22 protein-coding genes are annotated in these 25,254 nt (G+C 63.8%); 9 read left to right on the forward strand and 13 right to left on the reverse strand.

The genetic code is table 11. From position 1 onward, the window contains the following. Positions 1-3 precede the first annotated feature (3 nt). The 3 genes from C1A35_RS27105 to C1A35_RS27115 form a co-directional block, all read right to left on the reverse strand. The gene (locus C1A35_RS27105) at positions 4-2,466 is read right to left on the reverse strand and encodes a type I secretion system permease/ATPase (RefSeq protein WP_104667344.1); all 2,463 of its coding nucleotides are present in this window, start codon (positions 2,464-2,466) and stop codon (positions 4-6) included. A 21-nt stretch (positions 2,467-2,487) separates the two neighbouring features. Continuing rightward, the gene (locus tag C1A35_RS27110; protein WP_234823030.1) at positions 2,488-4,521 is read right to left on the reverse strand and encodes a type I secretion protein; all 2,034 of its coding nucleotides are present in this window, start codon (positions 4,519-4,521) and stop codon (positions 2,488-2,490) included. Positions 4,522-4,653: 132 nt separating this feature from the next. Further along, positions 4,654-6,402, reverse strand: coding sequence for a hypothetical protein (locus C1A35_RS27115; RefSeq protein ID WP_104667346.1), 1,749 nt, complete (start codon positions 6,400-6,402; stop codon positions 4,654-4,656). Positions 6,403-6,939: 537 nt separating this feature from the next. Here C1A35_RS27115 and C1A35_RS27120 point away from each other — a divergent pair. The 4 genes from C1A35_RS27120 to C1A35_RS27135 all read left to right on the forward strand — a co-directional run bounded on the left by C1A35_RS27120 (position 6,940) and on the right by C1A35_RS27135 (position 13,099). Further along, positions 6,940-7,422, forward strand: coding sequence for a hypothetical protein (locus tag C1A35_RS27120; RefSeq protein ID WP_199773038.1), 483 nt, complete (start codon positions 6,940-6,942; stop codon positions 7,420-7,422). A 160-nt stretch (positions 7,423-7,582) separates the two neighbouring features. Then, entirely contained in the window at positions 7,583-8,554 is a 972-nt protein-coding gene (locus C1A35_RS27125) for a DUF817 domain-containing protein (protein WP_104667348.1), read from the forward strand. 100 nt (positions 8,555-8,654) lie between these two features. Then, positions 8,655-11,711 (forward strand): AsmA family protein, encoded by a 3,057-nt coding sequence (locus C1A35_RS27130; RefSeq protein WP_104667349.1) that lies wholly within the window; start codon positions 8,655-8,657, stop codon positions 11,709-11,711. Positions 11,712-11,833: 122 nt separating this feature from the next. Then, on the forward strand, positions 11,834-13,099 hold the full coding sequence (locus tag C1A35_RS27135; RefSeq protein ID WP_104667350.1) for an alkyl sulfatase dimerization domain-containing protein: 1,266 nt from the start codon (positions 11,834-11,836) through the stop codon (positions 13,097-13,099). Positions 13,100-13,226: 127 nt separating this feature from the next. On the opposite strand, the gene C1A35_RS27140 is transcribed toward C1A35_RS27135, so the two are convergent. Further along, entirely contained in the window at positions 13,227-13,796 is a 570-nt protein-coding gene (locus tag C1A35_RS27140) for a methylated-DNA--[protein]-cysteine S-methyltransferase (RefSeq protein WP_104667351.1), read from the reverse strand. 191 nt (positions 13,797-13,987) lie between these two features. Here C1A35_RS27140 and C1A35_RS27145 point away from each other — a divergent pair, with 191 nt between their 5' ends. Further along, positions 13,988-15,262: a GGDEF domain-containing protein gene (locus tag C1A35_RS27145; RefSeq protein WP_158665178.1), complete on the forward strand. Its 1,275-nt coding sequence runs from the start codon at positions 13,988-13,990 to the stop codon at positions 15,260-15,262. Positions 15,263-15,375: 113 nt separating this feature from the next. Here the strand turns inward: C1A35_RS27145 and C1A35_RS36100 are convergent, their stop codons facing one another. The 3 genes from C1A35_RS36100 to C1A35_RS27155 all read right to left on the reverse strand — a co-directional run bounded on the left by C1A35_RS36100 (position 15,376) and on the right by C1A35_RS27155 (position 17,389). Next, positions 15,376-15,522, reverse strand: a complete 147-nt coding sequence (locus C1A35_RS36100) for a hypothetical protein (RefSeq protein WP_158665179.1) — start codon at positions 15,520-15,522, stop codon at positions 15,376-15,378. A 236-nt stretch (positions 15,523-15,758) separates the two neighbouring features. Further along, the gene (locus C1A35_RS27150) at positions 15,759-16,403 is read right to left on the reverse strand and encodes a LysE family translocator (RefSeq protein WP_104667353.1); all 645 of its coding nucleotides are present in this window, start codon (positions 16,401-16,403) and stop codon (positions 15,759-15,761) included. 83 nt (positions 16,404-16,486) lie between these two features. Further along, a complete protein-coding gene (locus C1A35_RS27155) occupies positions 16,487-17,389 on the reverse strand; it encodes a M23 family metallopeptidase (protein ID WP_104667354.1) in 903 nt (300 codons plus the stop codon). 135 nt (positions 17,390-17,524) lie between these two features. Between C1A35_RS27155 and C1A35_RS27160 the strand changes: the two genes are divergently transcribed. Next, on the forward strand, positions 17,525-18,013 hold the full coding sequence (locus C1A35_RS27160; protein ID WP_104667355.1) for an RrF2 family transcriptional regulator: 489 nt from the start codon (positions 17,525-17,527) through the stop codon (positions 18,011-18,013). On the opposite strand, the gene C1A35_RS27165 is transcribed toward C1A35_RS27160, so the two are convergent. The 4 genes from C1A35_RS27165 to C1A35_RS27180 form a co-directional block, all read right to left on the reverse strand. Next, a complete protein-coding gene (locus C1A35_RS27165; protein ID WP_104667356.1) occupies positions 17,996-19,006 on the reverse strand; it encodes a mechanosensitive ion channel family protein in 1,011 nt (336 codons plus the stop codon). The genes C1A35_RS27160 and C1A35_RS27165 overlap by 18 nt on opposite strands. A 79-nt stretch (positions 19,007-19,085) precedes the next feature. After that, positions 19,086-19,493, reverse strand: a complete 408-nt coding sequence (locus tag C1A35_RS27170) for a cupin domain-containing protein (RefSeq protein ID WP_104667357.1) — start codon at positions 19,491-19,493, stop codon at positions 19,086-19,088. A 54-nt stretch (positions 19,494-19,547) separates the two neighbouring features. Next, a complete protein-coding gene (locus C1A35_RS27175; protein ID WP_104667358.1) occupies positions 19,548-20,300 on the reverse strand; it encodes an SDR family oxidoreductase in 753 nt (250 codons plus the stop codon). A gap of 58 nt (positions 20,301-20,358) precedes the next feature. Continuing rightward, positions 20,359-20,838: a carboxymuconolactone decarboxylase family protein gene (locus C1A35_RS27180; RefSeq protein ID WP_104667359.1), complete on the reverse strand. Its 480-nt coding sequence runs from the start codon at positions 20,836-20,838 to the stop codon at positions 20,359-20,361. Positions 20,839-20,968: 130 nt separating this feature from the next. Here C1A35_RS27180 and C1A35_RS27185 point away from each other — a divergent pair, with 130 nt between their 5' ends. Continuing rightward, positions 20,969-21,874 (forward strand): LysR family transcriptional regulator, encoded by a 906-nt coding sequence (locus tag C1A35_RS27185; protein ID WP_104667360.1) that lies wholly within the window; start codon positions 20,969-20,971, stop codon positions 21,872-21,874. 7 nt (positions 21,875-21,881) lie between these two features. Here the strand turns inward: C1A35_RS27185 and C1A35_RS27190 are convergent, their stop codons facing one another. Beyond that, positions 21,882-22,367: an Lrp/AsnC family transcriptional regulator gene (locus C1A35_RS27190; protein ID WP_104667361.1), complete on the reverse strand. Its 486-nt coding sequence runs from the start codon at positions 22,365-22,367 to the stop codon at positions 21,882-21,884. Positions 22,368-22,508: 141 nt separating this feature from the next. On the opposite strand from C1A35_RS27190, the gene C1A35_RS27195 reads away from it, so the two are divergent. After that, positions 22,509-22,925: a DUF2000 domain-containing protein gene (locus tag C1A35_RS27195; RefSeq protein WP_104667362.1), complete on the forward strand. Its 417-nt coding sequence runs from the start codon at positions 22,509-22,511 to the stop codon at positions 22,923-22,925. 310 nt (positions 22,926-23,235) lie between these two features. Further along, positions 23,236-24,414 carry an MFS transporter gene (locus C1A35_RS27200; RefSeq protein ID WP_104667363.1) on the forward strand — a complete coding sequence of 393 codons (1,179 nt, stop codon included), beginning with the start codon at positions 23,236-23,238 and terminating at the stop codon, positions 24,412-24,414. Between the two features lie 71 nt (positions 24,415-24,485). On the opposite strand, the gene ycaC is transcribed toward C1A35_RS27200, so the two are convergent. After that, a complete protein-coding gene (gene ycaC / locus C1A35_RS27205; protein ID WP_104667364.1) occupies positions 24,486-25,112 on the reverse strand; it encodes an isochorismate family cysteine hydrolase YcaC in 627 nt (208 codons plus the stop codon). Positions 25,113-25,254 lie beyond the last annotated feature (142 nt).

Below are 25,254 nucleotides of genomic sequence, written 5' to 3' on the forward strand. Positions count from 1 at the left end.
CGCCTACGGAAGCTGGGGTTGGTCGAGCGGGTTGCCTTCGGTGTTGACTCCACGTGCGGCAAGCGCCTTGAGGACATCCTGACGCTGACCGAAGAGCGCGACCGTGCCGTTGACGAGCAGCAGAACCTTGTCGACGCTGTTCAAAAGCGCGGGCCGCTGGGTAATGGTGACCACCGTGATCTTCTCGCGCTTGGCATGGGTCAGCGCCCGTGTCAGCGCCGCCTCGCCGGCGGTATCCAGGTTGGAATTGGGCTCGTCGAGCACGACCATGCGCGGATTGCCGAAAAAGGCGCGGGCCAGCGCGACGCGCTGCTTCTGGCCGCCCGAAAGCGGCGAGCCGTCGGCGGCCACCACGGTCTCGTATCCGTGCGGCAGCATGGCGATCATGTCGTGGACGTCGGCAAGCTTGGCAGCGGCGTAGATGTCGGCGTCGGTGGCATCCTCGCGCATGCGGGCGATGTTGGCCTTGATCGTGCCCGGGAAGAGCTGCACGTCCTGCGGCAGGTAGCCGATGCTTTCACCGAACTGCCGCTGGTCCCAGTTTCTCAGGTCCATGAGATCGAGCCGGACGTTGCCCGACGTCGGCAGGATGGAACCGACGAGCATCTTGCCGAGCGTCGTCTTGCCGGCGCCGGAACTGCCGATCACGGCAAGCGAATCGCCGGGCTCGAGGGCAAAGGTGATGCCGTTGAGCACCACGCGCTTGGTGCCCTGCGGAACGAAAAGCAGGCGCTCGACGTCGAGGCGCCCTTCGGGCCGCGGCAGCTTCAACCGCTCGAAATTGAGGGGTGAGGTCTTCAAGAGCGCCGAAATGCGCCCGTAGGCAGCGCGCGACTGGATGACCTGGCTCCACCCCTCGATCGCCCCCTCGATGGGTCCGAGTGCGCGGCCGGCGATGATGGAGGCCGCAATCACCATGCCGCCGGTGAGCGAGCCGTTGAGCGCGAGATGGGCACCCCACCCGAGCATCGTTACCTGGGTCAGAAGCCGCACCGCCTTCGACAGCGACGCAAAGGCGATATTGCGGTCCTGCGCCTTCACCTGGGCCTTGAGCGAACCGGCCATGTCCCTGCCCCAAATGTGCACGGCTTCCGGGATCATCGCCAGCGCATTGATGATCTGGGAGTTGCGCGACATTGAATCGAGATGAAGGTTGGCCTTGGTCTGGTAGTTGGTCGCTTCGCCGAAGGCGGCAGCCGTCGCTTTCTGGTTCAACAGCGTAACGATGAGGAGAAGAACGGCTGAGGTGACGACGATCATGCCGAGATGCGGGTGAATGAGGAAGACCGCCACCAGAAAGAGCGGTGCGATCGGTGCATCGAGAAACGAAAGCAACGTGCCGGATACGAGGAACGAGCGAAGCTGCTGCAGATCGCCAAGCGTCTGATACTCGCGCCCGTTGCTATGCAGGGCGGCTCTTGCTGCCGCGCTCAGGATCGGCGCGCCGAGCTGCGCGGCCACCTCGACGGCGGTGCGCATCAGGATCATCCGGCGAATGGCGTCGAAAACCGACTGCAGCACCACCGCGCCGACGATGATCGCCGTCAGCATCACCAGCGTGTCGACCGAGCGGCTGGTCAGCACCCGGTCCGAAATCTGGAACAGATAGACGGGGATCGAAAGCACGAGAACGTTGGTGACGATCGTGAACACCATGACGATCATCAGGTTCTGCCGGATCGCCTTGAGACCGGCAGTGAGGCTGGCCGAAAAATCGACGGGCCCAAGGCGCTTATGGAAGACGCCACCTCCGCCGCCGCCACCGCCGCCCTTGCCGTCGGACGATCCGCCGCCCTTATCCGGCGATCGCGCCTCGGCCTTGATCGGCCCTCGGTCGGCCTCGATCACCACCATGCCCGACGGCGAATATCTCTCCTTCATCTCCGCCGTCGGCCAGGCGACCGGCTTTCCGGCCGGCTTTTCGATGCACGGTTCCGGCCGCGGCTCCTCCTGCAGCGAACGACGCTCTACCGGCGCCGCGTCGCGCGGAGCCGGCCAAGGCTCGGGCCTGGCCACGGGCTCGGTCTTCGGCGGCCACGGCCGCGGCGCGACATCGACCGCCTCTGCGGCATCTGCCCGCGGCGATCCAGTCTCTGCGCTTGCGGCCTGGGTGATCCCCATCGGTGCGGCCGATGCGGCACGCGCCGGTGCGACGCCAGGCGCGACGCCCGTCGCCTGAACCGGCCTTGCTGCGGTATCCGATCCGGGAAGGCCCGAAGGGCTCCAGTTTCCATCCTCGCCGGCGCCGTTTGCCGCCACTCTTCTTATTTGGTCCGCCACCCCGTCGATCTCCCTAACAGCACGGTCCAGAAGGTGTTCCTGATGATCGAGCTTGCGCTGAAACTGCCGCCGAACGGCGTCGGCGGCTGACGTTTCCGGCCATGTTCCGGTTTCCTCTGCGCGCGAAGAGGCATCGCCGCCGGTTTCGGCGGACGCTGGCCGAGACGGATTGGTGCGGTCGGTCATGGATATCCTCCCGCGTCCCGATCAGGCGACCATGCTGTGCATGGGATCGACGCTGGCCGTGTCGATAGTGTGCATTCCCTGGTTCGGGGAAATCTGGTCCTGCTGCTGACCAGTGTCCGCCGTGAGCATGTCGTCGCCGAGGAAGATCACGGCTTCGCTGACCAGCGCATCCGGGTCCTGACCGCCGAGATAGGGATCGTTCTTGACCAGTTCCGCCTGGATGAGCACCTCATCGGAATAGGCCCCGCCGCCGGCATAGATCGTCTTGCCGGTATCGACATCGACGATCCCCGCATAGTTCAAAAGGGCGTTCGACCCGGTCGATATGGTCCAATCCGCATCGGGACGGGCCGCAAGCGCATTCATCGCAAGCGTCACCTGATCGCTGTCGCCCAGGATGTTCGTCTGCTGGATGTAATTGAGGCTGATGAGATCACCGGAAATGTAGAGCACGCGCAGGCCATGCAGCCCGGCAAAGGCGGGATCATTCAGAAAGTCTCCGCCCGAAGGCATCTTGCCTTCCGACAGATCCTGCAGCGCCGACAGATAGCCTTGCGACATCGGATTGACCGGGCCTGCACTGCCGGCTTCGACGATTCCGGCATAATTCCACAGCAGGTTTCCGCCGGTCGAGACCGAACCGGCGCCGCTGGTGTGAAAGCCGCCGACCGCACCGATGAGATCGTTGTCGAGCAGAATATTCGTCTGCTGGATGATGTTGGCGTCGAAAACGCTGCCGCCGACGAAGATCAGGTCGAAGCGGTATCCGAGCTCCAGCAGCGATATCTGGTTGGCCGCCGTGTTGTCGCCACCGACGATCGAAAGCTTCGAGCCGGACGCGGCAAGGATCGCCGTGTCCTCATCCGACATGAAGGCAAACTGCTGCAACCAGTTGACCATCATCAGATCACCCTTGACCTCGGTGATGGCCCAGGCCTTGGGGAAGTCTCCGGTCCCTGTGGGCGTCGTTTGCTCCGGCTCGACATGCTTGAACATGGCGATGTTGAACGCCTGGGTGGCATGCTGTTCGATATTGTCGCCGCTCAGCGCGGAACTGATGAGGTCGCTGTCATAGTAGGTGTTGATCTGCACGATCGCGTTGAGCTCGACGTGGTCGCCGGCCACCGCCAGGACTTCGGCCTGCAGCCAGTTGCTGGTGATGACGACGGAGTTGACCAGCGTGTTGCTGCCGGTCTCCAACTCGACCGAAATGTCGACCGAGACGGCGCCTTCGCCATAGGCGATGCCGCCCTCGACATCGCTCCCCTCGTTCGACAATTCGGGCTCTTCCGGCGTATCGGACGCCTCGTCCGGGTCCGGCAGGTGATCCTTCAGAACAGGCGCTTCCTCAACGAGCACGCCGTTCACATAGATGCCTTCGAGCGTGCTGGCCCTGGCCGAAAAATGGCTGACGGTCAGCCCCTCCGCCTCCGCTTCGCCGCTAGAGAATGCATCAAGCCTCTCGGCCGTGCCGACGACGAGGCTGGCGATCGCATCGCTGGAGCCGGCGACATTCGTCTCGCCAAGCAGCGAAATCTTCTGCGTCGCATCGATGAGCCCGGCCATCGTGGCACTGTTGTCGATCTGCAGGCCGGATTTCAGGCCATGCCCGCCAACGCTGACGAAGTCGTTGTCCGAAAGCTCGGCGGTCTGGTTGCTGTAGAGCGCGACCGAACCCGGCGGGCTGATGTGCGGCTCGAGCGGCTGCGCCGCCGATCTCGGCGATGAGCCCTGCAGGAAGACTTCCGAACTGGACCGTCCAAGGGAGCCGCCAAAAGTCGGATATTCGGGGAAGGACACGCCGGCATAGCCGTCGGGTATCGGCATGAAGATGTCCGGTCCGACCGGCTTGTACGGAATGTCGGGGTTGAAGTCGTCGAGATCGTAAGGTGCGTGCACCTTGACGGGCGCAGAAACGAGCTCCTTCGGATCCTTGTGGATTTCGCGATCCGGGTCGAACTTGTCGTGGACTTCACGCAGACGCGCCTCTTCGGTTGAGATTTCGAAGAGACCGATGAAATGGGCAATGGCCTCGGTGATCTTTGCGGAATACAAGGTCGGGCCCTCCTCTTGTAGTCGGCAGTCCCCTCCTGCGTGGCGGGGCATGCCTGACTGCGCGAGAGGCTTCCCGCGCAGTCATCATTGTCGTGTCGATGCCGCGGGATGCGGATCGACGCCCCCTACCGATCAGGTGTTGTCGTCGTCGCCGACGGCGGTGGTCGTGTAATCGCCACCGACGACCGTCATGTCGATCGTGTTGCCCTGCAGGTTCGCGCCGAGCACGATCTGCTGGTTGAAGGCGTTGGTGTCGATGACTGCGTCTGCCGAGGCAGAGGAGAGCCCTTCAACGAAGCTATCGTCACCATTGTACGAGCCCCACATGCCGGCGCTGCCACCCGCGCCGCCATCACCGTTGGCCGCAAAGCCACCGTTGCCACCGGCACCGCCGGCACCACCGAGTGCGTGGCCACCATAGGCATCGCCACCGTCGCCGCCCGTCGCCCACGAACCCGTGAGCGCAGAGCCACCGAGGCCATGACCGCCGGTCGCAGCACCACCGGTACCGCTGCCACCAGTCGCATCGCCACTGGCGCCGCCGCCCGCAAGAGCACTGCCGCCAGCACCACCGGCCCCGCCGATACCTGCACCGGCGCCAAAGCCGGCACCCGCACCAAGACCAGCACCCAGGGCACCGCCGCCGTCGCCGGCATCGCCGGCATCGCCGCCATTGGCATCACCCGTTTCGCCGACCGCAACGCTGTTGCCGCCGTCGTTGTCGCCACCGTCGCCACCGAAGTTCAGGATCGGCAGGATGAACCCACCGGCGTCACCGCCGTTGCCGGCATCCGAGGCTTCCGCGTCGTCGCTTTCCACGTCGCCGCTATCGCCGCCGTTGCCGGCCCCGTTGCTGCCACCGTCACCGCCGGCTGCTGCGCCGACGCCAAGACCGACACCAAGGCCGAGGCCGACACCGAGACCTGCACCGCCAGCAGCACCCGAACCAGCGGTCGCTGTACCACCAGCCGCGTCACCGCTGCTGGCAGAACCACCGACGCCAACACTCGCTGCAATGCCGCCAAGGCCGGCACCGCCGGTCGCATCGGCATCGTTGTCGGAGTCGCCGCCATCGCCGTCGCCTGCGCCTGCGAAGCCACCGATGCTATGGCCGCCGCCGCCGCCGTCACCACCGTTGGCATAGGCGTCGCTTCCGCCCTCGCCGCCGTCTGCTCCGGCTCTGATGCCGTCGCCCGATTCAGCGTCGCCGGCATTGGCGTTGCCGTTCTGGTTGAGCGTACCGCTGTTGTTGATGTTCGAGGCGCTGTCGTCATCCGACATGATGGCGTTCTGGCTGAATACGTTGGCAACGTTGCTGTTGCCGTTCATCGAGCCGTTCAGGATGTCCTTGAAGCTCGTATTCGCCATGCCGTGGATCGAGGAGTTGTCGATATCGGCGAAATCGTCATCGGACGGCTTGTAGCCGCTCAGATCGAGATCGACGTCCACATCGACATCGACGGTGGTGCTGCTGTCCACATCGACATCGGTGCTGTTTTCATTGAGGTTGGCATTCAGGTTGGCGTTGCCGTTGCCGTTCAGGTTGGCATTGCCGTTACCGTTGAGATTGGCGTTGCCGTTGCCGTTCAGGTTGCCGTTGCCGTTCGCATTGGCATTGCCGTTGCCGTTCAGATTGCCGTTGCCGTTCAGGTTGCCGTTGTAGGATTCGCTGTATTGCGATTGGCCCTGATCCTGGCCTTGCCCCTGATCTTGTCCCTGACCCTGGTCTTGACCCTGCCCCTGGCCCTGTCCTTGCCCCTGAAGCTGGCCTTGCAGCTCTGCCTGCAATTGTCCTTGACCCTGGCCTTGTCCCTGTCCCTGGTCTTGATCTTGAGACTGGCTGTCATTCCATGGCCACAGAATGTTCTTGTCCTTACTCATAACAATTACCTCAAGTTGAGGCCGCGACAGCCGAGCCGCATTCTTCTCATACGCGGATTTGGGCCATGCGCGGGCTACATGTTGGACTCGTTGAACTCAGTAAAGGTGTTTTCCTCCGGGCGCCTAGTCGCCCACATGTCGATATCTTTGATCGCTTTTTTTGCCTCTCCCCTTACTTGGTCGAGAGGACCGGAACAGGTTCCCAACTGGGCTTTTCCATTCGATGCAGTGCTTGCCCTTGGGGGCCTGAGTGCGTCCTGCTCGCCGGTTGCAGAGGAGACTCTGTCTAAAACCGACACGCATTGTAAGTTGTCAGTTCGGGTTAACCTTCGCGGGCTAGCGACGGGACGCGGAAATGTTCACCCGCGGGCTAGGTAAAATATAGCCGTCGCCCCCCTGGCCAGCCACGCGGCCAAGAGGCCCGGATCGCAGTATTTCCGGGCCTGCGCGACCATCGTCAGAACAAATTTACTGGACGCAGGAATGCGGTATTCTGGCGAGCAGTGGTTTGGCAAACGGCAAGCACTGGCAGGGCCCATGGCAAGATTTCACGAAATCCTCCTTTTGATCGGACAGCTCAACTATACGTGGACCAACACGGAGAGTTTGCTCATCTATCTCATCGCCGGCCTCGCCCGGGTCGACAAGGAAACCGCGATCGTCATCTTCCTGACGCTGAACACGACGCGCGCGCGCATCGAACTCGTCGAGCGGCTGACCAAGATGGGCAAGACGCCGGCCGCCCAGCGGCAGGAAATTCTCGCGATTACCCAACACCTTGGCCGGCAGGCGAAGCTTCGCAACAAGTACAGCCACTGCATCTATTCCTTCGACGAGACCGGCGATCAGGCCAGCACGCAGCTGATGGCGATCTTCGACAGCAAGGACACGATCAAATACGGCAAGATCGAACAGATCAATGATGCAGAGATCGCACGGATCAACGAGGTCATCGAGCAACTGCAGGAGGTCAACCGGGAGATCTGGGGGATCGTCGACCGCTACTCGTTCCCGCGCTGATCAACCGCGGTAAACGCCGACGGCTGCATGCCGAGGTCCGGCTGTCTTCGGGCGATGACCGATGGGAAGCAGTGTGGGCGCACGGCACGGTTTTCGCCCATCCATAATTCAACCGCATTGTCACGCCATCGCTCCGCGAGGCGACACGGAGACGATGCGGATGGTTCGAGAGCCCGAGGAACGGCGATTCACTAGCCTCGAGGCGCGCATCGACGCCGCAGCGCATGGTTTGCTCGATCGGCTTCCGGCGAGCGGTCTCTTCGGCGGCCTGACCGAGTTTCTGGTATTCGGCATCAAGCAGGCCTTCGCCTGCCTCTTCGGCGGCGCGATGCTGGCCCTCATGCTGGGCACGAAATTGTACTGGCCCGAAGGTGCAGGCCTTGCCCGCTACGACTTCCTGTTCCTGAGCGCCATCGCCATCCAGATTTCCTTGCTCGTCTTCAAGCTCGAGACCATCGCCGAGGCCAAGGTCATCCTGATCTTCCACGTCGTCGGCACGCTGATGGAAATCTTCAAGACCTCCGTCGGCTCGTGGATCTATCCGGAGCCGAGCCTCTTTCGCATCGGCGGCGTACCCTTGTTTTCGGGCTTCATGTATGCCGCCGTCGGCTCCTATCTGGCGCGCGTGACCCGCATTCTCGACATGCGCTACAGCGGCTACCCGCCGCTCCTTGCGACCTTGCTGCTGGCTTTTGCCATCTACGTCAACTTCTTCAGCCACCACTACATCATCGACCTGCGCTATGTGCTGTTCGGGGCGACGGCGATCCTCTTTCTTCGCACGACCGTGCACTATCGCGTGTTCCGGTTTCGCCACCGCATGCCGCTGCTTGTCGGCTTTCTGCTTGTCGCGCTCTTCATCTGGTTTGCCGAAAACATCGGCACCTGGTCGCGGGCCTGGATCTATCCCTCCCAGCATGACGGCTGGACGCTGGTGTCCGTGCAGAAGCTCGGCGCCTGGTACCTGCTGATGATCCTGTCGTTCGTGCTGGTCACGCTGGTGCATCGGCCACGCGCATTTGCCGCGCGGTCTTCGGCGGAGCGAACCGCTCCGCAGCCCGCCGCCGCTGAAGCCTTCGCTTCCGAGATTGGCGATGGCGGCGCCGCGGCAAAGGGTGTCGTCGTGAGATAACGCCGCCGTCCGGAGAGAACGGCGGATCGCGCCAAGAGTTGCAAAACAGCGCGCCCTGGAAAACGATACCGAATCAGTCGCTTTCGCAACGAGGGGAAACATGCGGAGTTTCTTTCTTTGCCTGCTGGCGCTCGGCGTCCTCGCTGTCGTTACAGTCATGATCCTGCCAAGCTTCGTTTCGAGCGACTGGATGCGCGCCGAACTCGGACGGCAACTCTCCAGCGTCACCGGCAGTTCGATCGCGCTCAATGGCCCGGTCAGGCTTTCCGTCGTGCCGCATCTGGCCGTTGTCGCCGAAAACGTCTCGCTCGATGCCGACGGCATGACCGCCGAGATCGGCGAAGTCGCGGGCTCCGTGACGCTCTCCTCGCTCTGGTCGAAGCGTCTGCACGTCCGGGAGGTAAGGCTGGTGCGGCCTGTGGTGGCGCTGCGGCCGAAGGCGGATGCCGCACCCGTGGCGCAAGAGAGCGGCGCGGAGGCGGAACAGACCAAGACGGACGAAACGCGCGATCCGCTCGCTGTCCTCATCGCTTTCCTCGAGAAAAGCGCGATCGACAAGATCTCGATCAGCGAGGGAACGCTGCGGCAGGAGGGCGCCGGCGGTTCGGTCGACGTCGTCAGCGATCTCGACCTCACGCTCGCCGTTCCGGATATCGACGGCGAATTGTCGCTCTCGGCCGGGGCCGGTATCGAGGGTCGGCGCTACGAGGTGACGCTTGCCGTTTCGCCCTTGCGTCCGCTGCTCGAGCACAAGCCCGCCGAACTCAGCCTCTCCCTGGAAGCGGAGCCTGCACTTGCGGCCGGGCTTACGGAACTGACCGCCAGCGGCCAGGTGGCGTTGAATGCCAATGGCGGCTACCAGATCCGCGGCGGCAAGCTCACGGTCGGAGACGAAACGCTCGGGCTCGACGCGCTGTTCGTACCGGGAAGCCGCCCGCGGTTTCTCGCCGACCTCAGCGCCGACCGGCTGGATCTGAGCGCGTTTCTCGATGGTGACGCGACCGCGGCATCGTCGCAGGTGACGGAACCGACAGGTCGTTCGCAGAAGGCCAAGGCGGCAGGGGGCCTGCAGGCACTCGCCGGTTTCGATGCCGATATCAGCGTCAACGTCGCCGCTCTTGACGTCGGCGACATTTCCGCCGCCGACGTCGCGCTGACCGCCACGCTCAAGGACGGGCAACTGACGGGCCGGCTTGAACATCTCGGCATCGACGCCGGCAGCGTTGCCGCCGACCTCGCCGCCGATATCAGCGCCGACGAGCCGGTTTTCAAAGGCCGCGTCGCCAGCAACGGGCTCGATGTTTCCAAACTCGCGGCTTTTGCCGGGCAGTCGGTGCCGCTGTCCGGCACCGTGACGATGGACACCGGCTTCGCGTTCCGCGGACTGAGCGCAAACGCCATCCGCGAGACGATCAACGTCACCGGCGGCGTGAGCCTGCGCGACGCGACCTTCGCAATCCCCGGCATGGACGACCCGGCGATGGCCGAAGTGAAGGCAAAGAAGCTGACCCTCAAGATCGACGGCCTGACCAAGCCGATGAAGCTTGCGGGCAGCCTCGTCTGGCGCGGCAAAGCGGCCGATGTCGACCTCACGCTGCCCGTCCGCGACCTGCTCCTGGACGCCAATGCCCGCGCCGGCGACATCCCGCTGAAGCTCGACCTGCGCATGAAGGAGGCGACGCTTGCGCTTGATGGCACGGCAGCGCTTGCGGGCAGCTATTCAGGCAGGGTGAACTTCGCGGCAGCAGACTTGCGGGCGCTCCTCGCCTGGGTCGGCCAGGCCGACGCAGGCGGCATCGCGCAATTCGCCTTCAACGGCGACGTGCAGGCAAGCGCTGCCGGCGTCGCATTCCAGAAAGCCACGCTCTCGGTCAACGGGGTCGAAGGAAGCGGCAACGGCGCGGTCGAACTCGGGACACCGCTCAAAATTTCGAGCGCGCTCCATTTCAAGGAATTGGATCTTGCGCGACTGGCCGGCGCGCCCTCGGCTGCCGCCCCGCAGGCGAAGGCTGCGGCCAAGGCGAGCAAAGGGCCGGCCTCGGATACTCCGCTGGATCTGTCCGCGCTTCGCTCGATCGACGCCGCCATCAAGGTCGATGCCGAGAAGCTCGCCTACGGCCGCGTCGTCGCCGGGCCGGTCGCCACCACCTTGAAGATCTCCGAGGGCATCGCAAACCTCGATATCCCCGAAAGCCCCTTCTATGGCGGCCAGGTGGCGGCAAGCGTGACCGCCGACGGATCCGGCGCAGAGCCGACGATCGCGGTCAAGGCCTCGATATCGGGCGCTTCCGCCGCGCCGCTGCTAACCGATCTGGCAAACTTCAAGCACCTCGAGGGCGCCCTGCAGGCGACCTTCGACATTGCCGGCGCCGGCGGCACGACGGGCGCGCTCAAGCGATCGCTCAAGGGCACGGCTGAGGTCCGTTTTTCCGACGGCGCCATTCGCGGCATCGACGTTGCCGACGTCTACAACAATCTCGTCGGCCTGATGTCATCCGGCTTCAAGCAGAACGACAACAAGGCGACCGGATTTACCGAACTCGGGGCGTCCTTTGCCATCGACAACGGCGTTGCGCGCACGGACGACATCAAGCTCGTCGGTCCCCTCGTGCGCATGAGCGGCAAGGGTGAGGCAAACCTGCCGGAGGATCAGCTGAACTTCCGTCTCGATCCGCGCGTGGTCGCATCCTTGCAGGGCCAGGGCGCCGACATTGCGACCGAAGGCATCGGCGTGCCTGTTGTCATCGAAGGATCGTTTGCCGCTCCGCGCATCTATCCCGACCTTTCGGGCCTCTTGAAAAACCCCGATGCCGCGCTTGCCACCTTGAAGAAGCTCGGACTGCCGACCGGCAAGCTGGGGCTCGACGAGCTCCTGTCCGGCGAGGGCAAGGGCGGAAAGATCCGCGATATCCTCGGCGGCGCAATCGGCAAGCAGCCGAAGGGCGAGGGAAGCGAGCTCTCCATCGAGCAGATCATCGGCGGCGGCGGCACCGAACCCGAGGCGGTACCGCCCGCCGACGGGCAAGTCTCGCCCGACATGGCTGCGGACCAGCCGGCACCGGAGACGCCGCAGCCGGATGAGCAACCGGCCGAAGGGACCGCGCAGCCGGCGCAGGAACCCGGCACGCTCGGGAAACTGTTTCAGCTTCTCCAATGAGCGAGTGTCTTCAGTGATGGAGCCCAAAGCCGGAGGCATGGCCGCGCGGCCATATACGCCGGCTTCCAATCGCGGCCGGCAATGCTAAAGCTGTCGGCGATTGCTTCAAGGATAGAGAGCCCATGAGACACGATCCTTTGTTCGAACGTCTGTGGGACGGCACGGCGCAGATGGAAGAATGGACCGCCGCGGTCTCCGACGGCGCCATCACCCACGTCGCCGACGACATCGTCACCGTCCATACGACCTATTTCTGCGGCAGCGTGACGGCCATCCGCACGCGCGAAGGTCTGGTCCTGATCGACACCGCGAAGCCGGAAACGGCAAAGCGGACCCTCGAGGTCATACGCTCCTGGGACGACAGCCCCATCCACAGCGTCATCTTCACGCACGGCCACATCGACCATACCAGCGGGATCACGGAAATCGACCGGGAAGCGGATGCGCGCGGACTTGCGCGCCCGCAGATCGTCGCCCACCGCAACGTCGCGCGGCGGATGGAGCGCTACGAAGCCTCGCACGGCTACAACAGCATCGCGCAGAGCCAGCAATTCAACAAACCGGGCTACATCTACCCGATCGGCCAGCGTCGCCCCGACGTGGTCTATGACGATACCCTCTCGCTTTCCATCGGCGGCGAGCGGATCGAACTCTTTCACGGCAGAGGCGAAACCGACGATGCCACCTTCGTCTGGCTGCCGGAGCGACGCGTGCTTGCGAGCGGCGATTTCGTCATCTGGGTGTTTCCGAATGCCGGCAATCCGCGCAAGGTGCAGCGTTATGCAGCGGATTGGGCGACGGCACTTCGGCAGATGGAGGCGCTCGCTCCGGCGGTCCTCATTCCCGGTCACGGACCGGTCGTCTTTGGTGAAGAACGGGCCGCCGAGGTGCTGAGCGATGTCGCCGAAGCGCTCGAGCACCTTGTGCGTGAAACGCTCGCGCTCATCAACAGGGGCGCCAACCTCGACGAGGTTCTGCATGCGGTGAAGGTGCCGGACGGATATCTGGCAAAGCCCTATCTGGCAGCCAAGTACGACGACCCGGAATTCCTTGTGCGCAGCATTTATCATTTCTACGCCGGCTGGTTCGATGGCGACGCTGCCCATCTCAAGCCGCCGAGGACTGCCGATCTCGCATCGGAACTGGCCGCTCTTGCCGGCGGCGCCGAAAGGCTTGCGGAACGGGCAACCCATCTGTCGGAGACTGGGAATTTCCGCCTCGCGGTGCAACTGGTGGAATTCGCCAGCGCAGCCGCACCCGACGACCGGGCCATTCAGGCAACCCGTGCAGCGGTCCTGCGAAAGAGCATCGAGAACGAGAAGTCGCTGATGGGCAAGGCCTTCCTCGCGGTCTACGCACGCGAGGCCGAGCAACGGTCCAAAGGCTGATGCAGGTCGCGCCAGAGCGTGCCGCGATTTCGCGGCAACGACACGCATATAAACAAGAGCTTAGAGCCTGGCGTGCGGATCCTTTTTCACGAAAGGCTTTAGGCGCCCGCGCTGGGCCGCCTCTACCTCAGAAGCCGAAAGACTGCTGCGCGGGCTTGGCCTGCTGCTCCTCCAGATGGACACCCTCCAGTTCGAGCATGCGCGTCTTGGTGGTCGATCCGCCGGGCGCTGAAAACCCGCCGATCCTGCCGCCGGCGGCCAGGACCCGGTGGCAGGGGATGATCAGCGATACCGGGTTCTTGGCCATGGCCTGGCCGACGTCGCGCGCCGCTTCCGGCCCGGCGCCCAATTCCTTGGCGAGCGCGCCATAGGTGGTGGTCTGCCCCCAGCGCAGCGCCCGCGCCGCCGCATAGATGCGCAGGAAAAATTCGTCCTGGCCTTGCAGATCCAGCGCGAAGCCGGAAAAATCGACCTCCACGCCCTCGAAGTAGCGGCGCACGGCGTCCACCGCCGTCCGGATTTCGGGCGTCGGTTCCGACGCTTCGCCGGAGGGCAGTCGCCGCAGCAACAGCCGCTCGGTTGACTGCATCGCCCTGGTCGGCAGCTGAAAGCGCGTGATGCCGACATCGTTCCAGGCGATGCCGCAGAATCCGGCTGCGGTCTCAAAGATGAAATAACGATGCACCGCCTGACCCATCGGTCTCGCCTCCGCTTTTTGCGTCCATCCCAAAAATCGTGCAGGACGCACCCGAATTCAACCCGTTTCCTGCGCTGGCAACCGCCGTTTTGGCACAGACCGTCCGATGCCGGGCACGCCGTCTGGAGCCGTCATTTGCGAAAGCTTTACGGTTGTGGGGCATGGTTTCGCGCGAACATCAGGAGACGACGGTGGACATCCTGCATACCCCGACGATCATGCTCAGTTCGTTCGCGACACTGGTGATCTTCGCCGCTTTCTTCGGTCTTGCCTGGCGGCAGGAGCGCAAAAGCCTCGAGCTGCTTCTGTGGTCCTTGGCCTTTAGCATCAGCGCGGTCGGCTTCGTGCTTTTGACGCTGCGCGGCGACGGTTACAATTTCATGACCATCTCGCTCGGCAACGCGCTCGCGGTGCTGGGGCTCGCGATGATCTGGCTCGGCTTGCGCGCCTTTGACAATCAGCCGCTCAAGATCGCCGCCGCGCTCTTCGGGCCGGCCCTATGGATCCTCGTCACCTATTCTTCAGATTATGTTCGCGAGAGCGTTACCAGCCGGATCGTGCTCTACTCGATCCTGATCTTCGCCTATTCGACGCTGATCGCGCTCGAGATCTTCCGGTCGGAGAATTTCCGCAAGCTGCCGAGCTCCTACATCGTCGCCTTCGTGTTCGCCACCCACGGCCTGCTCTACCTCGCCCGCATCCCGCTGGTCCTGCTTTGGCCGCTCGCCGGCAATACCGCCGCCGGGACGTCGCAGCCGCTCTGGTATCAGCTGCTGACCTTCGAGCTGTTTCTTCACAGTCTTGCCGGAGGCTTCGCCTTCTTCGCACTGGTCAAGGAGCGAACCCAGCAGCGCTACAAGCTCGCTTCGGAGACCGACGCGCTGACGGGCGTGCCGAACCGCCGCTCGTTCCTTGCGCAACTGGACGCCCATCTCGCCACCCAGCCGGCGAAGGGCGCGCTGCTCTACCTCGACATCGACCACTTCAAGGCGATCAACGATCGACACGGGCACACGGCGGGTGACCAGGTGCTCGTCGAATTTGCGCAGATCATCTCGAAGGCCGTGCCCCGCGACGCCCTGGTCGCGCGCATGGGCGGAGAGGAATTCGCCGCCTGCCTTCCACGGGCGGACCGCCCGGAGGCGATCGCCATTGCAGACAGCATTCGCACCGCGCTCGAAGCGCGCCGGCTGAGCACGAGCAAGGGCGTGCTCTCGGCAACCGTCAGCATCGGGATTTCCTTCGCCGACCGGCACGGGGACGTGCATGCGCTCATTTCCGCCGCCGATGCGGCGCTCTATGCCGCAAAGGCGGCCGGCAGAAACAGCGTCTGGTCGGAGGACCCGTCGGGCATTTCGCAGTTTGCCGCAGGATCGCCGAACGTGCCTGCTGAAACGGCAACGACACTTCTGTCGCTGAGCCCCGCCAGAAGCGGTGCGGCGGCGAGGCGGCCGGCCGGCTCCTGACCCTCTCCGCATCCCCGGGAGCGAACGATCCGCCGTCAAGACGCCGAATGTTCGGCCATCCACCGTCGGACGTAGTCATGATGCGCCCGCCAGTCCTCCCAGGTGGCTCGCGCTCATCCGCGCACCTTGCGCTCGTGCAGGGCACCGCCTGCAAACGGCGCGACGTCCGCCGCCGTCATCGTGAAGGCAACCGGGGGCGACAGCGGCGCGAGCCCCGCCTTGTGGCGTGAAAAGTCCAGTATGACCGCGTTGGTTTCCATCGGCGAACGGGGCCTCTCGGCTGCAGCCGGCGAGCCTGCCGAAGTTCAGGGATACTGTACTCGGCCGCAAGCAGATCGTTGAAGGCGCGAAAGCAGGCCGGAGATGATTGCATATAGGCATGGGTCGGGCCGTCGACAGGCTCGAAATTCCCCCCGCACCCCTTGCAGCGTTCCGTCACGCAGGTCTTCGCCTTTTGGAAATGCACATCTGCCGCGCCGGCATCGCTGCCCGCCACCTATCCGTTGGCGCGTTTCACCAGCGCGAGCGAGGCGGCCGAGACCAGCAGCGCCCCGCCGCAGCCTCTTTCCATCCAGCGCCGCATCGACGAGGCGGCAAACTGCGCCGTCTTGAAGCCGACAAGCGCGTAGCCGAACATGACGGCAAACTCGACGACGGTGAAGACGGCCGTGAGGGCCAGGAATTGCGGCAGTTGCGGCGTGGCCGGGTTGATGAACTGCGGCACCAGCGCGGAAAAGAACAGGTAGGCCTTCGGGTTGGTGATGGCCACGATCATGCTGTGGCGGCAGATCGCAAGCGCGGTTTCCGTGCGAATGAGATCGGTGTTTTCAAAGCCGTGCCCGTCCACCTTCCTTGCTTCGCCGGGGCGAAGCATCCGGTAGCCGAGCCAGGCGAGATAGCCGGCGCCCGCATATTTGACGACCGAGAACCAGAATTCCGAGGCGGCGAGGATGGCGCCGAGACCGGCTGCCACGGCAGCGATCAGGAAAAAGTCGGAAAGCAGCACGCCGATCATGCCGGCAACCGCCTTCTTCATGCCGAAGCGAGAGCCGTTGGCCATCGCCAGGATCACGTCCGGGCCCGGCGTGACCACAGCAATGAAGGTGACGGCCGCAAAGGCGGCCAAGGTGGCGATGTCCATGCGCGAACTCCTCCCGTAGCGGCCATCTTTGGCCAATCGGATTGCGCGTGTAAAGCGCCGCCCTCTCAACCGGCTATCGGCTCTCATCGGACGAACTGCGCATTGCGAGCCGGGATACGTCCGTCGAAGGACAATTGAACGCCCTTTCCGGATCCGGCATCGACGGCATGGATGTGCAGATGCGGCTCCGTGCTGTTGCCGGAATTGCCGACCGCGCCGATCGGGGTGCCGGCGGCAACCCGCGCGCCGACCACGGCGGTCACGCTGCCCTGGCGCAGATGCGCCAGTTCCACCCGCATGCCGTCGCAGGCGACGATCACGTGGTTGCCGGCAGGGTTGTCGCGGTCCGCCTCGGGTGGTGAAAGGTCCGGCAGTCCATCGACCGCCGCGATCACCTCTCCAGCGCACGGGCTGACGACGGTTTTGCCGAAGATCGCATAGTCGGCGGGCTCCCCTGGCAGCAGGCCGAATGCACGGAAGCCGGCATCGCCGACAGCGGTAATGTCGAGGGCATGCCGCTGCGCCGGGTGGTCGCTGTGGTGGTTGAGCACGCCGATGCCGCCCCCTTGCGCGACGACGAAGCGGCCGCCGGAAAGCGGAAACTCCAGCGCGCGGGGGTCGTGTCGCGCGCCCATTCCCCAGGCGACATAGGCGAGCGCCATCCCGAAGACGAAGAGAGAAGCCACCGTCGGCACGAGGCTTTGCGCCAGTGCGCCGCGATCGGGCGACAGCCAGGGCCGATGCCTGTGCCGCGGCAGCGAGACGAGGGCCGCCGCAACGCCGAGAGCGGCGAGCGCCGCCCGGGTCCAGAACCCGGCAATGTCCCAGCGGTTGAGAAGCCCGATCAGGCAGAGCAGCACGGCGGTCTCGGCAAGCGCCAGCAACCAGCCAAGCCGCGTCGGTTCGTCGAGCCGCCACAGACGCCGGATGAAGGCAAGCGGCAACAGGATGCTGAGGACCAGCAGAAAACCAATGACGGCGACCATTTCCCCTCCTGTTGCCAGCGACGCACGCAGCCATCCCGCGCTGGCGCTGTTTACACAGGGAAGAAATAGGGATATTTTTTGTCCTTAATAGATCCGGAGTGCATCTGCCGGACGAATAAATGATCGTTAGAGCGAATGATCCTTAAAAGCCAAGTCGAATGGGCGCTGCATTGTTGCGCCATACTCGCCGGCCTGCCCGAGGGCCGCTACCTTTCGACCAAGGCGCTGGCCGAATTCCACGGGCTTCCGAAGGAATATCTGTCGAAAGCACTGCAGAGCCTGTCGCAGGCGGGCCTCGTCCACACGACCCTCGGCCCTTCGGGAGGCTACCGGCTGGCGAAGGCGCCGGCGGAGCTGACTTTCCTCGAGATCGTCGAGGCGGTCGAAGGCAGGACGCGCACCTTCGTCTGCACCAACATCCGGGCCAACAATCCCTGCCGGGCGCCCGGTTACTGCGACGAGACGCCCTGCGCCGTGGCGCGCATCATGTGGGAGGCGGATGAAGCCTGGCGCGACAAGTTGCGGAGCGTGCGCCTGTCCGACCTGGTGGAAATCCTCGCGAAGGAGATACCCTCGGACCTGTGGAAGCGCAGTTTCCAATGGGTGCTAGAGCGCGCCGGCTGAGGAGGGCTTGAGCTCGGGCTCGGCCTGCGGTGCGTAGAGATAGGCCTGGGCCGGCGGCGCCAGAGAAAGTCCGCTTTGACGGCATTGTTCATGGACGCGCGCGATCACTTCGTTGCGCCCGGGCGTTCTTTCCGCCGGGCTCCTGACGCGAAATTGCAGTTCAGCTTCGATCGCCACGGCATCGATTGCCTTGAGGGCGACCACCGGCTCCGGATCGTGCACGATCCGGCTGCAGCCACGCAAGGCGGTCCTGAGCATCTCTTCGACCCGCTCCGGCGGGTGATCCGCCGCGAGGCGGACCGGCAATGCGATCTGATGTGTCTCGTCGGGACGGCTGAGGTTGGTGAGGCTCACCTTGGCGAGCGCGCTGTTCGGCAGAACGATGACATTGTGGGCGCCGGTGAGCAGGAAGGTCGAGCGCCAGTTGTTCTCGATGACACGCCCTTCGGTGCCATCGCCAAGCGCGATCCAGTCGCCGATGGCAAAGGGCCGCCCGAGCGTCAGGGCGATGCCCGAAAAGACGTCGCCGAGCGTGTTCTGAAGCGCCAGGCCGAAGATGATCGCGACCACGCCGGAGGTGGCGACAAGCGTGCCGATGGGCGCCTTGAACACGAAACCCAGAACCGCAAGCGTCACCCCGAGATAGACCACGGCGACGATGAGATCCTGCAAGAGACGCGCCTCCTGCGGCCGCTTCTCGAGAACGATGTAAATGCGCACGAAACCGATGAGGGACCAGGCAAGATGCGTCCACCACAGCACGCGCGCCGACGCCGCCAGAAGGGCGGCAGCGCCCTGAAGATGCCCGTCGTCGCTGCGATGCGGCATGATGCCTGCGAGGATGAGAACCGCGGTCATCGCCGAAAAGAAGAGGATCTGGACGATCAGCCTCGCGGTCGGGCGGCCGCGGCCCTGCAGGTGCCAGACAACGATGCCGGTCACGCCGAGAAGATTGATCAAAATGAGAGGCAACGGCAATTGGCTGATAAACATCGCTGGCTCCACGGAGACAAGGGCCGGTTCGCCCCCGGCGCCGACCCTTGTCTCGTTTCTTGTCTCGAACAATGCCGACTTACTTCGTCATCGGATAGGTCAGTTCCTTTTCCGCGGTATCGACGACGAAGACCGCCAGAAGCTTGGCGGGTTCGGTTTCGCTACCATTGGCGCTGACGCCGTGTCGGTCGCCGGGCATTTCCGAAAAATTCTCACCGGCTTTGTAGACCTTCACCGGGCCGTCATTGACCTGGCTTCGGATCGATCCTTCCAGCACCGTGGCGTAGATGAAGGCCGTGCTCGGATGGGTATGCGCCTCGGACGAACCGCCGGGACCGTATTCCACCAGCACGCCCTTGATGCTCTTGCCCGGAACGTTCGGCAATTCGTGCTCATAGACCAGCGTGACCTTTGCAGCGTCGCCGGCGACGGCAGGGCCGACCAGGGCTGCACCAACGGCAAGAGCGGCGAGGAGAGATTTGATCATGTCGAATATCCTTTCAGAATCTGGCGGCGCGGGACGAGCGCGTCTCCTGTTCGGTTACTTGCGGGGCACCGACGCGAACCACTCTTCGAAGGTGATCCGGCCGAGACGGGGGTTGTCGTCGGATACGAGCGAGCCGTCCTTGAGCAGGGCGCCGAAATAGCGCGCCTCCCGGTCGGGTTCGACCTTGCGATTGTCGCCGCTTGCCTTGAGATAACGGGCGACGAGGTCGCTGAGACGCGAACGTTCCGGACCGGCGATCTCGACCGTGCCGTTGACGGGAGCGGCCAGCGCAACGGCAGCCATGGCATCGGCAACATCGTCAGACGCGATCGGCTGCACATAGGCCGGCGACAGGCGTACGGTGTCGCCGACCGTCCCAGACTGCGCGATGCCACCGAGAAACTCCATGAACTGTGTGGAATGCACGATCGTATAGGGAATGCCGGATGCCTTGATCAGCTTTTCCTGGGCGAGTTTGCCACGGAAATAGCCGCTCTCCTGCAGCCGTTCGGTGCCGACGACCGAAAGCGCGATATGGTGTTTGACGCCGGCCGATCGTTCCGCCGCAAGCAAGTTGCGGCCGGAGGTTTCAAAGAAGTCGAGCACCGCCTTGTCCTCGAAGGAGGGTGCGTTGGCAAGGTCGATGACGACATCGCAACCGGTCAGCGTTTCGGCAAGACCTTCGCCGATAACCGTGTTGACGCCGGTATTCGGAGAGGCGGCAATGACCTCGTGGCCCTGCTTGCGCAGGCGCTCCACCGTCTTGGTGCCGATCAGGCCCGTTCCGCCGATGATGACGATTTTCATGGATTCCTCCTGTCGCTGCGGCGGTTGCACCGCGTTGCTCGATCGCTCCGGAACGAGGTCAGTTCAGCCCGGCCTTGTCGAGGCCATAGAGCTTGTCGGCCGAACCGGGCACGGCCTTGAAGGCGACGCTGACACGGTTCCACGCATTGATGACCATGATGGAGAAGGTCAGGTCGGAGATTTCCTTCTCCGAGAGCTGGCCGCGCACGCGTTCGTAAAGCTCGTCCGGAATGCCGCCTTCGGGCAGTTTCGTCACCGCTTCGGTCCAGGCAAGGGCCGCGCGTTCGCGTGGAATGAAGAGGTTCGATTCACGCCAGATTGCGACGTGATAGAGGCGCAGTTCGCTCTCGCCGTGAATTTTTGCCTCCTTCACATGCATGTCAAGGCAGAAGGCGCAGCCGTTGATCTGCGAGGCGCGGATGTTCACGAGGTCGCGGATCTTCTGCTCGATGACGCTATCCTTCAGGCTGAGGCTGAGGTCGGAGATTTTCTTGAAAAGCTCGGGAGACTGCTGTGCGTAGTTCAGGCGCTGGGTCATGGCTTTGCTCCTAATTAAGGATATTTACTGTCCTTATGGATAGAAGATATCCTTAATTGGTGGACAGTAAAGCGCATCGGGCGTAAACTCGGCGCATAAGGCTTATGTCGAAACGTTTGAGGGAAGCCGGATGGACATCGTTTCTGCGCTGAGAGCCTTCCTGCGGGTGGCCGAGACCGGCTCGTTTTCCGCCGCCGCCAACGATCTCGGCCTGACGCAGCCGGCGGTCTCACGCCAGGTCTTGGCGCTGGAGGGGCACCTGAGCACCCGCCTCCTGCACCGAACGACGAATGCTCTGGCGCTGACCGCCGAGGGCGAGCACATGATCCCGATGGCGCTTCGCGTGGTCGAGGCGGTCGATGCCCTCAGCGAAGCCTCCTCAGGCGACACCGGACTTGTGGCGGGTCGCGTGAGGCTCACCCTGCCCGCGCCTCTCGGCCTCTATCTCAGCGATCGTCTTGCGGCCCTGCTCGGCCATCATCCGGGGCTTTCGGTCGAGATGCTGTTTCGCGAGGCGCCTTCGGATCTCGTCGGAGAGGGCATCGATCTGGAGGTACGCCTGGGTCCGGTGTCGGAGAGCGGCCTAATCTGCCGGCGCATCGGCTCGACGACCGCCTTTCTCGTGGCCGCTCCCGACTATCTGAACCGGCGGCCTGAGCCAAGGACACCCGACGACATCGCCGGGCACGAATGCATCTGCTACAGCCGCGCCGGCGACGGTCGCCAGTGGACATTTTCCGACGGGTCGGACGACGTTTTCGTGCGTGTCGCGCCAAGGCTCGTTGCCAACAATGCCGTGGCCGTGCATCGCGCGGCGCTCGCCGGCAATGGCCTTGCGATCCTCTCCCATATCCTGGCATGGCCTGATATCGAGGCCGGCCGGCTGGTGAACCTCATGCCGGCGTTCCCGCCCGCGCGCCTGCCGATCAGCGTCGTCTACCCCTCGCGCAGGAACGTGCCGCTTCGGGTGCGCACCGTTCTCGACTTCCTTGTCCAGGCCATCCGGGAAGACCCGCTGATGGCTTCCGCCTCCTGAACGGCTGTCAGCGCGGACCGGCCGAGGCGCACAGGGGCAGGCCGCTATAGGGCTTTATCTCCTTCAGCACGAAGGTCGTCTGCATCTCCTTGATGCACGGCAGGCGCCGCACGACCTTCATCGCAAAGTCCGAATAGGAATCGAGGTCTGCCGAGACGACCTGGAGCAGAAAATCCGCGTCACCCGCAATGCTGTAGCAGGCAACGACGCTATCGAGCTTCATCACTTCGTCGGCAAAGGCGTCCGCTTCCGCTTCCGTATGGCTGTCGATCTTCACCCGGATAAAGGCGAGTACCCCAAGGCCGATTTCCCTGCGGTTGAGAACGGCCATGTAGCCTTGGATGACGCCGTCGTCCTCGAGCTGCCGCACCCGCCGCCAGCAAGGCGACGTCGACATGCCAACCTCCTCGGACAGCGCCTGATTGCTCAAGCGCCCGTCATTTTGCAGCGCGGTCAGGATTTTCACGTCGGCGGGCGCCAGCATAGCGGGCATCTTCTATCTCTCATTCGGTCAGTTTGGGTAGAAGCTACCTCATACTTTCAATTCTTCGCAATATGCGAAAGAAACTACCCTGCCGCACGGTCTATTCTCCCGGCCAACAACAGCCTGGGAAACAGAGAGGAAACAGACCACGTGCTTCAGGACACCCGCCTCGCAATCATCGTCAATCCCGAACTACCCCCGGGTCATCTCGCCAACACGATCGCGGCCATTTCCATTGGCATCGGCTCGGCAATGCCCGGCCTCGGTAACGGGCGGCTGACGGACAGCAGGCAGAATACGATCGACATCAGCTCCAACCGGCCCGTGCCGATCCTCCAGGCCGACGGCCCGACGATCCGGGCCCTGCTCCTCAAGGCGCTGCCGAAGGAGGATGGACGCGTCGTCGTGCCGTTTCCGGCCTTCGCCCGTTCGGTACACAGCTATGCGGACTACGAAACGCAGTTTCCGCAGCGTGACCTCTCGCAGGAGACGATCGACGGCATCGGTTTGGCAGGCGCTGCCAAATGGGTCAAATCGCTGACGGGATCGTTGAAATTGCTCCGATAGGGCAAAGCTGTCGCAACGGCGCGGGGCGCGTCAGCGCCCGCCCCGCCCGACATGTATATTTTTTTCATCGGAACCATACCAATGCCGGGATTGGTGGCGACACATTCGCAACACTGGCAGCCATTCGATCGGAAAGGCGTCGCTTTCCAACTTGACGGCCTTTTGCCGGCTTGACGGGACCACCCCTGCGCGACAAGCTCTGAAAACAATTTTCAGAATATCAGAATTCCTTCACATACCGCATCGGCTCGACGGCCCTCGCCGTTGCCGAGGGTACATCGTGCGACACGATATCCGGGGAACAATGCGCATGACCAATCAACGGCTCATCATGCTGATCTTCTTCCTGCAGCCGATCGCCTTCGGCGCCTGGCTGCCACGCATCCCCGACATACAGCAAAGGCTTGGCCTCGGCCCGGCGGAGCTTGCCATCGCGCTCCTCGGCATGCCGGTAGGCACGCTGCTGACCCTGCCCTTCGCCGGGCGTTTCGTTGCCTGGATCGGCGGGCGCGCCACCATCCTCTACGGCTTCGTCGTCTTCCTGGCGCTCGTCTGGCTGCCGACATGGGCGACGAGCATCGAAATGCTCTTCGTATGTCTCGCCATCGTCGGCGTGGCGCTGGCGACGCTCGAGCTTGGCCTCAATGTCGAGGCAGACGCGATCGAGAAGCATTCCGGACAGCTGATCATGAGCACCTGCCACGGCTTCTGGAGCCTCGGCATCATGACCGGAAGCCTGATCGGCGTCGGCTTCGCTGCCCTTCACGTTGCTCCGGAATGGGCGGTGCCGCTGGCGGCCGCGGCCATGCTGCCGATCAGCGTCTTCTTCGCCAGAAAACTGCCGCTTCTGCAGAGCCATGAAGCCGCGAGCGCGGAAGCCGCGCCAGCCAGGCGACGGTTACCCGGATGGGCGCTGCTCAGCGTCTGCTTCTTCGTTTTCGGCATCACGATGACCGAAGGCGCGGTGGCCGACTGGTCGGCAGTCTTTCTGCGCGACGTCTTCGGGCTTTCCAGCGCCAGCGCCGGCTTCGGCTATTCGATCTTCGCCTTCATGGTGGCCGCCGGACGCTTTGCCGGCGACCGGCTGAAGGCAAACTACGGCCCGGTGCCGGTCGCCCGCGCCTGCGGCATCGCCAGCATCGCCGGGCTGCTGCTGGTCGTCGCGAGCCCCGCGGCCTGGGCAGCGCTCCTCGGTTTTGCCGCGATGGGTTTCGGCGTTTCGGTCGGCTTTCCGCTCGCCGTCACGGCCGCCGCCGACCAGAAGGACCGGCCGGCCGCGGCAAGCGTCGCCATCCTGTCCTTCATCGCGCTTTCGGGCTTCCTGCTCGGGCCACCCTTGATCGGCCTCATCGCCGAGCACAGCGACATGCGCTTCGGCCTCGGCGCGCTCGTGCCCTTCCTCGCCGTCAGCCTGCTTCTGACCGGCCGGCTCAAGCCAGCCGCCGGCGCCGACGTGCAGGACGCGCAGCAAGCCGCCAGCCGCGCGTAACACCATAGGATATGCAGCACGAAAGCCCCGGCCGAAACCGGCCGGGGCTTTCGTCGTTCATCGGCAGGCGCTTACTTGCGCGCAGCCATGGTGTTGTAGCTGGTGATGAGGTTGCGGTAGTCCGGGATGTGGTTCGAAAACAGCGTGCCGAGACCTTCGATGTCGTTGCGCCAGTCGCGGTGCAGTTCACACGCAACGCCGAACCAGGTCATCAGCTGAACGCCGGCGGCGGTCATGCGCGACCAGGCGGAATCGCGGGTCACCTCGTTGAACGTACCGGACGCATCCGTCACCACGAAGACCTCGAAGCCTTCCTCGATCGCCGAAAGTGCGGGAAACGCGACGCAAACCTCGGTCACCACGCCGGCGATCAGCAGCTGCTTCTTGCCGGTGGCCTTCACCGCCTTGACGAAATCCGCGTTGTCCCAGGCGTTGATCTGGCCCGGACGGGCAATATAGGGCGCGTCGGGGAACTGTTCCTTCAGTTCCGGTACCAGCGGGCCGTTCGGGCCATCCTCGAAGCTGGTGGTGAGAACCGTCGGCAGCTTGAAGTATTTGGCGAGATCGCCGAGCGCCAGGACATTGTTCTTGAACTTGTCCGGGTCGAAGTCGCGCACCAGCGACAACAGGCCGGTCTGATGGTCGACGAGCAGGACGGCGACATCATCCTTGTTGAGGCGTACGTAGGGCTTGGTCATCGGAAGTCCTTTCCTTCGTTTGGTTTCCATCACCGCCGGCAGCGCACCTGTTGCTGCCTGATCCGCTGTGATTGAACGCAGGCTACCGCAGGACCGTGCATGCAAATAGATTGTGAAATCCGACGCAGCGTCCTATCAATAG

Origin of the sequence: Ensifer adhaerens (assembly GCF_002940685.1) — a bacterium.
In the GTDB taxonomy this organism is placed as follows: Bacteria; Pseudomonadota; Alphaproteobacteria; order Rhizobiales; family Rhizobiaceae; genus Ensifer; species Ensifer adhaerens_E.